At 73.6% G+C, this 13,410-nt stretch carries 13 protein-coding genes; 6 read left to right on the forward strand and 7 right to left on the reverse strand.

The window, feature by feature from the left end; genetic code table 11:
- Positions 1-220: 220 nt before the first annotated feature.
- From C9F11_RS18100 to C9F11_RS18110, 3 genes are all read left to right on the forward strand, one after another.
- On the forward strand, positions 221-1,783 hold the full coding sequence (locus C9F11_RS18100) for a sodium:solute symporter family protein (RefSeq protein ID WP_138960274.1): 1,563 nt from the start codon (positions 221-223) through the stop codon (positions 1,781-1,783).
- A gap of 111 nt (positions 1,784-1,894) precedes the next feature.
- Positions 1,895-2,899 (forward strand): DJ-1/PfpI family protein, encoded by a 1,005-nt coding sequence (locus tag C9F11_RS18105; protein ID WP_138960275.1) that lies wholly within the window; start codon positions 1,895-1,897, stop codon positions 2,897-2,899.
- A complete protein-coding gene (locus tag C9F11_RS18110; RefSeq protein ID WP_138960276.1) occupies positions 2,896-3,672 on the forward strand; it encodes a DJ-1/PfpI family protein in 777 nt (258 codons plus the stop codon). Before C9F11_RS18105 ends, C9F11_RS18110 begins: the two co-directional genes overlap by 4 nt.
- A 69-nt stretch (positions 3,673-3,741) precedes the next feature.
- Here the strand turns inward: C9F11_RS18110 and C9F11_RS18115 are convergent, their stop codons facing one another.
- Both C9F11_RS18115 and C9F11_RS18120 read right to left on the reverse strand, forming a co-directional pair.
- Positions 3,742-4,860: an ADP-ribosylglycohydrolase family protein gene (locus C9F11_RS18115; RefSeq protein WP_249401780.1), complete on the reverse strand. Its 1,119-nt coding sequence runs from the start codon at positions 4,858-4,860 to the stop codon at positions 3,742-3,744.
- Between the two features lie 104 nt (positions 4,861-4,964).
- Positions 4,965-5,405, reverse strand: coding sequence for a VOC family protein (locus C9F11_RS18120; RefSeq protein WP_138960277.1), 441 nt, complete (start codon positions 5,403-5,405; stop codon positions 4,965-4,967).
- Positions 5,406-5,474: 69 nt separating this feature from the next.
- Here C9F11_RS18120 and C9F11_RS18125 point away from each other — a divergent pair, with 69 nt between their 5' ends.
- Complete coding sequence (locus tag C9F11_RS18125; RefSeq protein WP_138960278.1) at positions 5,475-6,296, forward strand: helix-turn-helix domain-containing protein; 822 nt, start codon at positions 5,475-5,477, stop codon at positions 6,294-6,296.
- On the opposite strand, the gene C9F11_RS18130 is transcribed toward C9F11_RS18125, so the two are convergent.
- The 4 genes from C9F11_RS18130 to C9F11_RS18145 all read right to left on the reverse strand — a co-directional run bounded on the left by C9F11_RS18130 (position 6,275) and on the right by C9F11_RS18145 (position 11,742).
- A complete protein-coding gene (locus C9F11_RS18130; protein WP_249401781.1) occupies positions 6,275-9,613 on the reverse strand; it encodes a tetratricopeptide repeat protein in 3,339 nt (1,112 codons plus the stop codon). The two genes, C9F11_RS18125 and C9F11_RS18130, sit on opposite strands and share 22 nt — an antisense overlap.
- 100 nt (positions 9,614-9,713) lie before the next feature.
- Positions 9,714-10,277 (reverse strand): antibiotic biosynthesis monooxygenase, encoded by a 564-nt coding sequence (locus C9F11_RS18135; protein WP_138960279.1) that lies wholly within the window; start codon positions 10,275-10,277, stop codon positions 9,714-9,716.
- 35 nt (positions 10,278-10,312) lie between these two features.
- On the reverse strand, positions 10,313-10,945 hold the full coding sequence (locus C9F11_RS18140; protein ID WP_346347304.1) for a helix-turn-helix domain-containing protein: 633 nt from the start codon (positions 10,943-10,945) through the stop codon (positions 10,313-10,315).
- A 362-nt stretch (positions 10,946-11,307) separates the two neighbouring features.
- Positions 11,308-11,742, reverse strand: a complete 435-nt coding sequence (locus C9F11_RS18145; RefSeq protein WP_138960281.1) for an ATP-binding protein — start codon at positions 11,740-11,742, stop codon at positions 11,308-11,310.
- Positions 11,743-11,855: 113 nt separating this feature from the next.
- On the opposite strand from C9F11_RS18145, the gene C9F11_RS18150 reads away from it, so the two are divergent.
- Both C9F11_RS18150 and C9F11_RS18155 read left to right on the forward strand, forming a co-directional pair.
- Positions 11,856-12,668, forward strand: a complete 813-nt coding sequence (locus tag C9F11_RS18150; protein WP_138960282.1) for a helix-turn-helix transcriptional regulator — start codon at positions 11,856-11,858, stop codon at positions 12,666-12,668.
- Positions 12,665-12,976 (forward strand): DUF397 domain-containing protein, encoded by a 312-nt coding sequence (locus C9F11_RS18155; protein ID WP_138960283.1) that lies wholly within the window; start codon positions 12,665-12,667, stop codon positions 12,974-12,976. Before C9F11_RS18150 ends, C9F11_RS18155 begins: the two co-directional genes overlap by 4 nt.
- Here the strand turns inward: C9F11_RS18155 and C9F11_RS18160 are convergent.
- Positions 12,964-13,263 carry a hypothetical protein gene (locus C9F11_RS18160; protein WP_138960284.1) on the reverse strand — a complete coding sequence of 100 codons (300 nt, stop codon included), beginning with the start codon at positions 13,261-13,263 and terminating at the stop codon, positions 12,964-12,966. The two genes, C9F11_RS18155 and C9F11_RS18160, sit on opposite strands and share 13 nt — an antisense overlap.
- Positions 13,264-13,410: the final 147 nt, after the last annotated feature.

Raw genomic sequence — 13,410 nt, forward strand, 5'->3', positions numbered from 1 at the left:
GCCACCCGTCCCCCCTTCCCTCGCATGGTCACGTATGTGAATGAAGGTCGCCAACTCGAACGATTTTACGTCCTCTTGACCGTGCGGGCGGTTGTCCGCGCTGCGCGGCCGAACCGACGATGAGCGGGCCCTTCCCGGCCGCTTCCGCGCCGCACGGGTGAAGTCCCCACCAGATCAGCGGAGTTGACCGAGTTCACAAGGCGGACCCCGGGAGGGGGATATGAACGGTCTCGACTGGGCCGTGCTCATCGGCTACTTCGGCGTGATGGTCGCGATCGGCGTCTGGTCCCACCAGCGCGTGGACAACGTCAGCGACTTCTTCACCGCCGGCGGCAAGATGCCGTGGTGGCTGTCCGGCATCTCGCACCACATGTCCGGCTACAGCGCGGTGATGTTCACCGGCTACGCCGGAATCGCCTACACGTACGGCGTCACGTCCTTCGTCACCTGGTCCTTCCCCATCGCGCTCGGCATCGCGATCGGCGCCCGCCTCTTCGCGCCGCGCATCAACCGGCTGCGCTCGCGCCTGCACGTGGCGTCCCCGCTGGAGTATCTGAAGAACCGCTACGACCTGCCCACCCAGCAGGCGCTCGCCTGGTCCGGCATGCTCCTGAAGATCGTCGACGTGGGCGCGAAGTGGGCCGCGATCGCGACGCTCCTGTCCGTGTTCACCGGGGTCTCCCTGAACCAGGGCATCCTCATCACCGGCGCGGTCACCGCCGTGTACTGCACCATCGGCGGCCTGTGGGCGGACGCCCTGACCGAGCTGGGCCAGTTCGTCATCCAGCTGTTCGCCGGGATCGCGATGTTCGTGGCCGTCGTCGTGAAGCTCGGCGACCACGGCGGCTTCTTCGGGGTGTGGGACCGCCCGGAGCTCGACGGCCACGCCAAGCCGCTGGTCGGCCCGTACGGCACGGTGTTCCTGCTCGCCTTCCTCTTCATCAAGCTCTTCGAGTACAACGGCGGCATGCTCAACCAGGCCCAGCGCTACATGGCCACGGCCAACGCCCGCGAGGCCGCGCGGTCCGCGAAGCTGTCCGCCGCGCTGTGGCTGGTGTGGCCGCTGGTCCTGTTCTTCCCCATGTGGATGTCGCCGCTCCTGGTCGACGCGAAGAAGCCCGACGGGTCGGACGCGTACGCCCTGATGACCGAACAGCTCCTGCCGCACGGCCTGCTGGGCCTGGTCATCGTCGGCTTCTTCTCCCACACGATGGCCATGTGCTCCTCCGACGCCAACGCCATCGCGGCCGTCTTCACCCGCGACGTCGCGCCGGTCCTGTCCCGCAGGGCCCGGCAGTGGACGGACCGCGCGGGCCTCGTCGCGGCCCGCCTCACCACCGTCGTCTTCCTCGGCCTCTCCATGGCGGTGGCCACCCAGGTCAACTCCCCCACCTTCAACGACATCATCACCGTCGTCATCAAGTGGGTCGCCGGGCTCATGGGCCCCATCGCCATCCCGATGATGCTCGGCCTGCTGCGCACCTTCCGGCGCTCGGGCCCCACGGCGGCGCTCACCAGCTGGGGCCTCGGCCTGCTCGCCTTCTGGCTGGTCAACTACCCCATCAGCTGGAACGTCGACGGGGGCGTGCCCCTCCAGTACCAGGTGTCCATACCGCTGGCGGTGTCGCTGGTCCTGTACGTCGTCATCGGCTGGATCAAGCCCGAGGACACGCCGGAGCGGGACGCGCTCATCGAGCGCATCAACACGGACGACGACGGCTCCGCCGCCGCCCTTCCCCTGGCGGGGCAGGCTGAGGCCGCGCCTTCCAAGCCGGGTCCCTAGCGGGTGCCTCTTCGTCTGCGGGTCCGTCCTGGCTGGTCGCGCAGTTCCCCGCGCCCCTTCGGGGGCGCCCTCGAAGCCGGGTCCCTAACGGCGGCGTGGTGGGATGGCTTCATGCCCAGCGCGAGGCGCGTTCTTATCGTTGCGTACGACGACACGCAGATACTCGATGTCGCCTGTCCCAGCGGGGCGTTGGACATCGCGAACCGGTACGGGGCCGAGCCGCCGTACGAGATCGAGCTCGGCACCGTCGGCCGCGCCCCCGCGCGCAGCAGCTCGGGCATCGCCCTCGGAGCCGGGCGGAGCCTGGAGACGGTCGCCGGGCCGCTGGACACGCTGCTCGTGGCGGGCGGCGCCGGGTACGCGCGGGCGGCGGCCGACGCCCGCCTGGTCGCCCAGGTCCGGCGGCTCGCGCGCACGAGCCGCCGGATCGCCTCCGTGTGCACCGGCGCCTACGTCCTGGCCGCCGCCGGGCTCCTCGACCACCGCCGCGCCACCACCCACTGGGGCTACGGCGCCGAACTGGCCGCCCGGCACCCGGCGGTGGCCGTCGACACCGCCCCGCTGTACGTGCGCGACGGCAACGTCTACACCTCGGCGGGCGTCACCAGCGCCCTCGACCTCACCCTGTCCCTGATCGAGGACGACCACGGCCCGACCCTGGCCAGGGCGGTCGCCCGCGAACTCGTCTCGTATCTGCACCGGCCCGCCGACCAGGCGCAGATCAGCATGTTCCTGGCCGCGCCGCCGCCGGGCGACCGCCTGGTCCGGGACCTGGCGGCCCACATCGCCGCGCACCTCACCGAGGACCTGTCGCCCGCCGCGCTCGCCGCCCGCGCGGGCGTGAGCACCCGGCACCTGACCCGTCTGTTCGGCGCGCACCTCGGCACCACTCCGGCCCGCGCGGTGCGCGCCGCCCGCACGGAGGCCGCCGCGCACCTCGTGCGCTCCAGCGAACTGTCCCTTGCCGCCATCGCCCGCCGCTGCGGCTTCGGCTCCGCGCAGACGCTGCGCCAGGCCTTCCTCGACGCGTACGGCGTCAGCGGGGACACGATGCGCAAGATGCCGGACATGCCCCGCCCGCGGCAGGCACCCGGGCGGCAGACTCCCGGGGCATGACGCACCCCACCACCCGCCGCACCCTGCTGCGCGGCAGCGCGGCCACCGCCGCCCTCGCCACCGCGGGCCTTGCCGCCCGGCCCGCCGCCGCCCACGCCGACGCACCCCGCAAGCCCGGCGCCGGGGGCCCGCGCATCGGTATCCTCCTCTACGACGGCTACAGCCTCCTCGACCCCACAGGACCCGCCGAGGTGCTCTCGCGCCTGCCGGGCGCAAGCGTCACGATGGTCGCCGAGCGGCGCGGCCCGGTCCGCACCGACACCGGTGACGTGGCCGTCGTCGCCGACCGCTCCCTCGCCGAAGCGGGCCGCCTCGACGTGCTCCTCGTCCCGGGCGCGGGCAACCGGGGCGTCATCGCCGCGATGGAGAACCAGACCCTCCTGAAGTGGATCCGCGCCACGGACCGGCACACCCGCTTCACCACGTCCGTGTGCACCGGCTCCCTCGTGCTCGCCGCGGCCGGGCTCCTCGACGGCCGCCGCGCGACGACGTACTGGGCGTCGGCGGAGTACCTGGAGAAGACCTACGACGTCACGTACGTACCGGAACGCTTCGTGGAGTCGGGGAAGTTCATCACCTCGGCCGGGGTCTCCGCCGGGCTCGACATGGCCCTGCACCTCGCGGCGCGGCTCACCGACGACGACACCGCGCGGGCGATCCAGCTGGCGGTCGAGTACGATCCGCGTCCGCCCTTCGACTCGGGCGACTGGCGTCGGGCCAGTGCGGAGTTGAAGGCTCGGGCCCTCAAACTCCTGGAGGACTCGCAGGTTTAGGCTGTTTCTTCGTCTGCGGAATCGCCGTGGTTGATCGCGCAGTTCCCCGCGCCCCTACGGGCGCTCCTCTCAAGCCCGGGGATAACGGGCCAGCCAGCCCGGGGACGCGCCCGACGGGCTGTGGAGGGCGGGGCCCTGGGTCATCTCCATGGCGAAGTCGTCGGCGAGCTCCAGGACGGTGGCGCGGCCCTCCAGTTCGGTGAGCCAGCCGGGCGGCAGCGCGGTCTCGCCGTGCAGCGCGCCGAGCAGGGCCCCGCACAGCGCGCCCGCCGCCGTGGAGGACGCGCCGTGGTTGACGGCGAGCCGCAGGCCGTGGCGGACGTCCTCGCCGACGAGGGCGCAGTACACGGCGGCGGCGAGGACGCCCTCCGCCTCGCCCTCGCCGAGCAGCTCCTCGACGCGGGCCGCGTTCGGCATGCCCTGCCGTACGGCGCCGAGCGCGTGCCGCAGCCCGTCGGTGACGGCCTGGTGGCCCGGCCGCGCGGCGAGCAGGGACAGCGCGCGCTGCACGGCCCCGTCGAGGGACTCCCCCCGGGCAAGGCCGTGCACGAGGACGGCGTGCGCGCCCGCGGCGAGGTAGGCGTGGGGGTGCCCGTGGGTCTGCACGGCGCACTCCACGGCGAGCTGGAGCACGAGCTGCGGCTCCCACCCCACGAGCAGCCCGAAGGGCGCGGACCTGGCGGCGGCCTCCGGGCCGCGCTCGCCCGGGTTCTTGGGCACGTCGAGGGTGCCCATGCGGTCGTCGGCGAGCCCGGTGAGGCAGGCGCGGGCGGGCCCGCGCCGCGAGTACAGCCACTCCTCGCGGGCCAGCCAGCCGTCCTCCTTGCGCCGCTCGTCGGGCCCCCAGTCGCGCTGGGTCACGGCCCACCGCAGGTACGCCCGGTGCAGATCGGTCGGCGGGTGCCAGGCGCCGGTGTCGCGCCGCACCTGGGCGCGTATCAGACCGTCCACGGTGAACAGGGACAGCTGCGTGGCGGCGGTGACGGCGCCGCGTCTGCCGTGCGCGGGGGCGAGTTCGGTGAGGCCTTCGGCGCCGTGCGCGGCGCGGATCTCCGCCAGGTCCGCGCCGTCCACGGGCGCCCCGAGCGCGTCACCGACGGCGGCCGCGAGCAGCGTGCCGCGGACCCGGCTGCGGAAGTCCTGCTGCTCGGTGCGGCCCCACACCGAGGTGGCTGCTACGGCACTCACCGAACCCCCTTTCCCGTGCCTCGCCGTCCGACTCCGCAGCACTGTAATCGAACGGGAACGGTGGGTTCAGGGGGCAAGTGGTTTGTGCCGAAGGTGCGGTTTCCCTAGTTCCCGTCGGGAGTTGGGCGGTGTTCGACGTATTCGACGACCGTGCCGTCGGGGTGCCGGACGGTGAAGCCGGTGCCGGTCGGGACGCGGTGCGGCGGGTCGAGGACCTCCGTGCCCTCCTCCGCCGCGAGCCGGGCCAGATAGGTCTCGGCGGAGTCGATGATCAGCGTGCCGTCCGTGGCCCGGAACGGCGCGAGCGTCTCCTCGTCGCCCTCGACGATCAGGAAGCTCCCGACGACGGCGAGCGCGAGCCGCTTCTGCGGATACGTGAACCACATGTCACGCTCCACGCCGAGCAGCCGCTCGTAGAAGCCGGTGACGCTGTCCAGGGTGCCCAGGGGCGTGTACACGCGGATGAGCGTGCGGGGTTCGGTGAACCCGGAGGAGTCGTTGACGCGGCGCCGGACGATGGGGGTGGGGTCGGTGTCGTTGCTCATGCGGCAAGCCTCGCCCCGGGAATGGACGCCAGCCAGGCGGGTGTTCATGCGGTGAGCGGAGGTAACACGATGACGGACCCGGTGGCGTTCCGCCGTGAGCTGGGCGGCTTCCTGCGGGCGCACCGCGAGCGCGTGACCCCGGCGGACGTCGGGCTCCCCGGCACGCCCCGGCGCCGCACCTCCGGCCTGCGCCGGGAGGAGGTCGCGGCGCTCTCCGGGGTATCGGTGGCCTGGTACACCTGGCTGGAGCAGGGCCGCGTCGACACCTCGCGGCAGGTCCTGGACGCGGTGGCGCGGACCCTGCGCCTGGACGCCGCGGCCCACCGCCACGCCCTCGCCCTGGCGGGGTACGCCGCCCCCGACGCGGCCCCCGCGGCGCCGTCCGACCACCAGCCCCTGCTGGACGCCTTGGCCACGCCCGCGGCGCTCCTCGCCCCGTCCCTGGACCTGCGCGCCTGGAACGCGCCGTACGCCGCGCTCTGGCCCGACCCGGCCCGGGTGCCCGCCGACCGGCGCAACCTCCTGCTGCTCCTGGCCACCGACCCCGCCCACCAGCGCGTCCTGCCGGACTGGGAGCCGCTGGCCACGGACCTCTACCGCCACTTCCGCACCCGCGCCGACCGCGAGCCCCCGGCGTCCCGCAGTCACGAGGTGACCGCCCTGCTGCGTGCCGAGCGGCCCGAACTCGACGCCTGGTGGTCCTGCCGCTCGGTCGCCGACTTCGCTCCCCGCACCGTCACCCTCACCACGCCCGGGGGCGACCCGCGCCCGTACGCGCTGACGCTGCTGCTCGCGCCGGAGCCCGGGGGCGGCGCGTTCCTGGTCCACACACCGGTCGGCGCCGAGCCTTCCGCGCCGGGCCGACGACGCTACGCGGGCGGCTCCGCGTAGCGCGCCCGGAAGGCGTCGCGGGCCTCGGCCACCCGCGCCACGCGGGGCGCGAGGCGGGCCCGGTCGGCGCCGGGGGCGCGGAGCAGTTCCGTGAGGAGGGCGGCCAGTTCGGCGCGGTCCGCCCAGTTCGCGCGAGGGGCGTCGAGCGGGACGCAGCGGGCGAGGCGGGCGTCGAGCGCGGCCCAGTCGGCGAGCCCGGCGGCGACCACCGCGCCCAGGTACGCGGCCTCGGCGGGCCTGCGCCCGTCGGCCCGCAGCAGCCGGGCCGTCTCCTGCCAGTGCGTGCGGGCCGCGGCCGCCCCCTCGCGGCCGCTCACGGCGAGGGCGAGGGCCAGCGCGCCGAGCGTCTCGTCGTGGGCGCGCAGGGCCGAGGCCGCCGCGCGCGCCTGCGGCCAGCGCCCCAGGAGGCGGTACGCCTGGGCCAGCGCGACGGCGCCGCCGACGAACCGGGGGGCGGCCCCGTCGTTGGCGGTGAGTCCGGCGAGTGCCAGGTCGGGGCGCCCGTTCATGAGGTCGAGCGCCGCTCTCATGCAGCACGCCCAGTCGGTGGGCTCGCCCCGGGCCGTGAGACGGGCGAGGTCCTCCGCGGCTCCGGCGAGCCGGCCGACGAGCACCTGGATGAAGCATCTGCCCTCGCGGAGCGTGGGGCGGTCCTCGTCGGTCGCCACCGCGCGGTCCAGGTCCGCCAGGGCCCGCTCGTGGAGCCCGAGCTCGGAGTGGACCCTGCCCCGCAGGACCAGCGCGTCCCCGTAGTCCGGCTCCTTGCCGATGATCTGGTCCAGGTCCGCGCGGGCGTCCTCGTGCCGGTGCAGGTCGACGAGGACCCGGGCCCGGCAGTACCGCACCCACGACGAGTCGGGCCACAGCTCGACCGCCCGGTCGGCGTCGGCGAGGGCCCCCGCGTGGTCACCGAGGCAACGGCGCGCGCGGGACCGCTGGGCGAGCGCCCACGCGTGGTCCGGGGCGAGTTCGAGGGCCCGGTCCAGGTCCACGAGGGCCTTGCGCGGCCGGAAGAGGCCGAGCAGCGCGGCACCGCGGCCCGCGTAGCCCGACGCGTACCCGTTGTCGATCCCGAGTGCGCGGTCGTAGTCCCCGAGCGCTTCCTCGTAGCGGCGCGTGACGCGCAGCGCGTCGCCCCGCATGCTCCACACCCACTTCCAGTCGGCGGAGAGGCCGACGGCCCGGTCCAGGTCCGCGAGGGCGCACTCGGACCGGCCGAGGTTCAAGTGGAGCCGCGCGCGCTTCACCAGCGCCCAGGTGTACTCCGGCTTCAGCTCCAGGGCCCGGCCGAAGTCGCGGAGCGCCTCGTCGTGGCGGCCGAGGCTGTGCAGGGCGGCGCCCCGTGACGCCCAGGCGTACTCCTGCTCGGGGGCCAGCTCGATCGCCCGGCCGAGGTCGTCGACGGCCTTCTCGTAGTGCCCGAGGACCCGTTGGAACTCGCCCCGCATGCGGAGGGTCACGATCTGGTCAGGAACGAGCGCGTCGGCCCGGTCCAGGTCCGCGAGCCCGGCGGCGTAGTCGCCCCGCTTGCCGTGGGTGCTGGCTCTGCCGCGGTAGGCGCGCATCAGGTCCGGGTCGAGGGCGACGGCCCGGTCGTAGTCGGCCAGCGAGTCTTCGTAGGCACCGCTCTGGCGCCGGAAGCGGCCCCGCACCGCGTGCGCGAGGGCCCGGCGCCGGGGGTCGAGCCCGGCCCGGTCGAGCAGCAGCCCCAACGGCACGGTCAGGTCGTCGTGGGCGAGCGCCGCCAGCAGGTCGCGCCCCCACTCCTCGGCTGCCCGGCCGGTGGAGTCCCCGCCCGCGTCGGCCAGGACCCGCGCCCACTGCCGGGCGACGGACTCCCCCTGGTTGCAGGCGCTGACGACATCGCCCAGGACGTCCGGCAGCGCCGCCCGCTCGCCCGCGCACAGCAGGTGGTACGACTCCGCGAGCCGCAGCTCCCGCCACCGTCCGTCGGCCCATGCTTCGTCGGCGCCGAGTGAGGCCTCGGTCTCGGCCCGCCACGCCCCGAACGTCTCCGCGAGCCTCCCGTGCCGCTCCGCCCAGCCCCGCGGTGACCGCTGCCGCTGCAGCCGCAGCATCGGGTCGCGCACCACGTCGTGGTAGCCGAGCCGGTCCCCGCGGTCGCTGACGAACGGCAGCTTCCGCAGCCACGCGAACAGGCCAGGCACCTCCCCGTCCGCGCACAGGCCGTCCACCGCCGCCCGGAACACGTCCTCGTCCAGGCCGCGCGGCAGCGCGCACGCGAGCGCCACCGCGCGCCGCACCGGGTCCGGTTCCCACTTCAGGAAGCGCTCCACGGCCGTGGCACACGGGTCACCGACGCCGTCCGGCCCGGTGGGGCGGCTCTCGGCGAGCGTCGACACCAGGACGGGCAGGCCGCCGGAGAGGCGGAGCACCTCCTCGACGACCGGTTCGGCGGTGACGCCCTTGCCCGCCAGGAGTCCGCGCGCCTCCAGGTCCGTGAACGGCTCCAGCGGGACGTCCGCCATGAAGTCGAGGTATCCGTCCCACCGCGCCGCGTCGAAGGCCTGCTGCCCGGCGGTCACCACGACGAGGTGGGCGGGCAGCGCCCCGTACCGGTCCGTCGTCATCAGGTCGCACAGCCAGCCGTCGAGGAACGGCCCGGTCCGTTCGTACGTGTCGAAGAAGAGGACGACCCACGGATACGCGCGGGCGGCCTCGACCAGTTCGCCGAGGAACACCGGGGTCAGGACCCGCTCGGGGGACAGGACCAGCTGGACGTCCTCCTGATTGCGGAACCGGGCGCTCAGGCCCGCCCGCAGCCGGTCGGCGCCCTGCGCCAGCTGCGCGGGCTCGATGGCGCCCGCGAACGCGCCGACGCCGGGCAGCAGGCCGAGCCCCGCGAGGCCCGCGCGGGCCGCCGTCATGCTGCCCGCCGACGGGGGCGGGACGGTGCCCGGGTCCTGGCCGGGGTCGGCCGTCGCCGCGAGGCTCGCCATCTCGGCCTCGTGCCGCCGTTCCCGGTGGGTGGCGAGCATCCGGTCGAGCTCCTTGCACCTGCGGCCCCGCCGGGCGAACTCGGCGCTGACCGCGGCCATCGCGTCCGGCACGCTGTCGACGACCTCGTCCACGTAGGCGGTCAGCGCGCCCTGCTGCCGGGCCACTTGCTCCAGCTCGCGGACCAGCGACGTCTTGCCGACGCCCGCGTTGCCGTGCACGTGGAAGAGGAATCGGTGCCGCTCGTCGGTCACCGGCACGTCGAAGTTGGCGCGGAACGCGGCGAGTTCGCTGCGGCGCCCCACGAAACCCGACCGCCTGCGGCGGCGGATCAACTCCTGCATCGACGGCTCGCTCATCGCCCTCCCCTGCCCCGCGCCCCTGGCACTCCAGTGTCCCCCAGGAGCCCCCGCGGCGCCGGGGATCACGCCCCTGGGCTGATCTGGCGGCCCGGGGCCCTCACCCCGCGTGGGGGTTGAGGAAGGAGTGGTGGAGCGTGTACCGCTTGGCGGTGCGGGCGGCGGGGCGGACGGCCGCTTCGAAGGAGGCGGCGTCGGTCCACTCCTCGATCACGAAGGGCTCCTCGCTGTTCTCCGTGCGGTGGATGTGCGCGGCGAGGAGGCCCGGCGCCGTGTCCGGTGTCGTCCGGGTCAGCGCGAGGGCGCCGGGCGGGCGGCCCCCGTCGTCGTGCACCACGCTGCGGTGGAGGCGGGTCCGGTGGAGCCCCGGGCGCTGGATGCCCGGCACGAGCGTGTCGACCCGGCTCACGAGCGCGCCGCGCCGGGCGCGGGCCCACGTCAGGTGCTCCTCGTCGCTGGTCCACTGGGCGTAGAAGAGCAGGCCCGTGCCGTCCGTCGCCCGGAACACGTGCTGGGAGAGCAGCGCGGGCGGCCACTCCCCCGCCGCCCACTCCTCGGTCACGGCATCGGCGGCGGCACGCGTCCGCTCGTCGGTACCGGTGATCCACTCGCTGATCAGGGCCGTTCCGGCGGCGGGGTGCACGAGGTCGCGGAAGTACGTCATGCCGGACGACTCTCGTACGTCAAGCGCGCTTGAGGTCAAGCGGCCGCGTACGGGCGGCAGTCCCGGCACCGCCCCGGGCGGGCCGCCCGGAAGGCGCGGTCGCAGCCGTCGCACGTCTGGAGCGGATCGGGCGGCGGGACCGGGCGCCGGTCGGGCAGTGGCGGTGGCAGCAGGGCGGTGAGCCGGTGGGCCAGGAGGGCGGCCGGGTGCCGGATCGCCCCCTCCGGCAGGCCGTTCGTCAGCGCCCCCCGCACGACGTCCGGCGGCACGCCCCGCGCCAGCCAGGCGGTGACCCCGGGCGCCAGGCGTCGTACGTCGCGCTCGGTGAGCAGCAGGCGGGGGTCGCTCGCGCGCAGCCCGAGCAGCAGGTCGGCCGGGGCGCCGACGGGCGCCGGGTCCGGGGGCGGGTCCGGCTCGCGCGGGGCCTCGGCCTCGGCGGGCGGGGCCGTCGGTGTCATCGGCTTGTTGTACGACACCGTCCGCGTCACGATCCGCCCGGACGGCAGCCGCTCCTTGACCCGGGCCAGATAGCCGTGCGCCTCCAACTCCCGTAACGCGGAAGCGATCCGCATCTCGCCCTCGGGGAACCGCTGCGCCAGCGCCTTGATCCCGATCCGGGACCCCGCGGGCAGCGACTGGATGTGGGTCGCCAGGCCGATCGCCGTCAATGACAGATCTTGATGCTGTGCGAGGTGGTTTCCGACCACGGTGAAGCGTTCGCGGTGCGAGACGGTGACGTGACGGAGTCCGGAGCCGGAACGTCCGGACGCCGGGCGCGACGGCGCGCTAGGCTGCTGAGTAGTCATCGGGAAGCTCTTCTCTTCCTCGGTGAACAGGCCCTCGCCGTGGGATGCCAGCCCAGGCGAGGGCCGTTTCATGTCTGCGGTTGTCGGCGCCGACGCTGCACCATCGACTGCCCTACGCGCCAGCCGAGTTGGGGATGTTCACCCTTGAGGGTGAGCTGCGGGGGCGGTGGGGCGTGGGGGTACTTCCCCCGGCTTCTTTCTCCTTTGCGTCGGGCCCGACCGGGTCACGGATCCGCGCGATCCGGCGCGACCTCCGCCCACACCGTCTTGCAGCCCGCCGGTTCCTCCACCACCCCCCAACGGTCCGCGTACCCACCGATGATCAGCAGCCCCCGTCCCGACTCCGCCCAGCCCCCCGGTTCCGGGTCCTGGATACGCGGGACCCGGTCGCCCCGGGCGTCGGTCACCTCGACGCGGAGCGTTCCGGCCGGGTCCAGGTGCAGCGCGAGCCGGAAGTTCCGGCCGGGCACGTGCCCGTGCAGCACCGCGTTCGCGGCGAGCTCGGCGACGACGTGGAGGGCGGCGCACGACGGCGCACCCCAGGCGTCAAGTTGACGCTCCGTGAGCGTACGCGCCTGCCGTGCGCCCTTGCGCGTCGCAGGCAGCAGCTTTGAGAACAGCCGTACAGGGACGGCGGCTTGGGTCACTTCACCATTCACATCACTCAGCGTGGCCACTCGTGTCTAGGCTGCACAGCAGAGAAGCCGGTACGCAGAGCGACTGTCCGGGTGCCGCTCGGGGCCGTCCGGCTCGTACGCGGAGAGGTGGCGGCATGGAGGACGAGGAAGCGGCGGCGGTACTCAAGGCGGTGGGCCGCCAGATCAAGGCGTGGCGCGAGGCGGCGGGCATGACCCAGGTGGAGCTGGGTGCGGCCATCGGGTACGGCGAGGAGATGGTGTCGTCGGTGGAGCGGGGGCGGCGCGTCCCTAAGCCGGAGTTCCTGGACGCGGCCGACGAGGCGCTCGGGGCGGGCGGCAAGATCGCGGCGATGAAGAAGGACGTGGAGGAGGCCCGGTACCCGAAGAAGGTACGGGACCTGAAGAAGCTGGAGGAGGAGTCGGTCGAGCTGGGGGCCTACGCCAGCCTTCACGTCCACGGGCTGCTGCAAACCCCGGAGTACGCCCAGGCCTTGTACGAGATGCGGCTGCCTGCGTACTCGGAGGACGAGATCGAGAGTCATGTAGCGGCACGCATGGCTCGGAAGTCCGTCTTCGAGCGCACTCCTCGGCCACATCTCACGTTCGTCCAGGAAGAGGTGACATTGCGGCGGCCGATCGGGGGCAGACTGGTTCTGCGGCGCCAGCTCGAACACCTGTTGGAGGTCGGCAGGTTGAGGCACGTGGAGATCCAGGTGATGCCGACGGACTGCGAGGATCACGCGGGCATGGCCGGGCCGCTTCGCCTGCTGAAATTGCGCGACGGCAAGACGCTGGGGCATTCCGAAGCCCAGCTCCACAGTCGCGTGATCAGCGATCCCCGGGAAGTCCAGATCCTGGAGATGCGCTATGGAATGATCCGGGCGCAGGCTCTCACGCCCCGTGAGTCACTCGCGTTCATCAAGAAAGTGCTGGGAGACGAGACATGACGGCCGAGCTGGCGTGGTTCAAAAGCAGCTACAGCAGCAACGACGGACCCGACTGCGTCGAAGTAGCCCTGGAATGGCGTAAGAGCAGCCACAGCAGCAACGAAGGCCCCAACTGCGTAGAGGTCGCCCTGGGGTGGCGCAAGAGCAGCCACAGCAGTAACGACGGGCCCGAGTGCGTCGAGGTGGCGATAGCGCCCGCCACGGTCCACATCCGCGACTCCAAGAACAAGAACGGAGCCCAGGTGGCCGTCGGAGGCGCGGCCTGGGCTCCGTTCGTCGGCTTCGCCGCCGGGGCTCAGACCGTGTAGGCGGTCCAGCCGACGGTCTCCGTGACGTGCTTGCCGTCCGCGCTGACGCCGCCGCCGAGGATCTCGTTGAAGCGGATCTTGAAGCCGGTGCGGGTCACGTCGTGCAGGCGGACGCCGGGGGTCTCGGGCCCGTTGAAGGTCTGCACGGTGACCTGGACGACGACGTCCGACCCGGTGGGGAACGGGGTGGGGAAGGTGACCTGGTTGAAGGTGTCGGTCTTCCCGCCCTGGGTTTCGGTGGAGTGGGACGAGTCCATGGTCAGCTTGCCGCTCTGGGTCATGCTCATGGTGGTACCCCTCTCTCGCTCCCGCGGGAGTGCCGGGCGGCACTCCCGGTTTGCCCCTGTGCGAGGAGGGAGTCAAGCAGCGGGACGGCGGTCCGCAAAGGGCGCTTTCGGGACATTCGCCCGAGGGGCGGCGGCACCCTGAGATCC

Origin of the sequence: Streptomyces sp. YIM 121038, from assembly GCF_006088715.1 — a bacterium.
GTDB lineage: Bacteria > Actinomycetota > Actinomycetes > Streptomycetales > Streptomycetaceae > Streptomyces.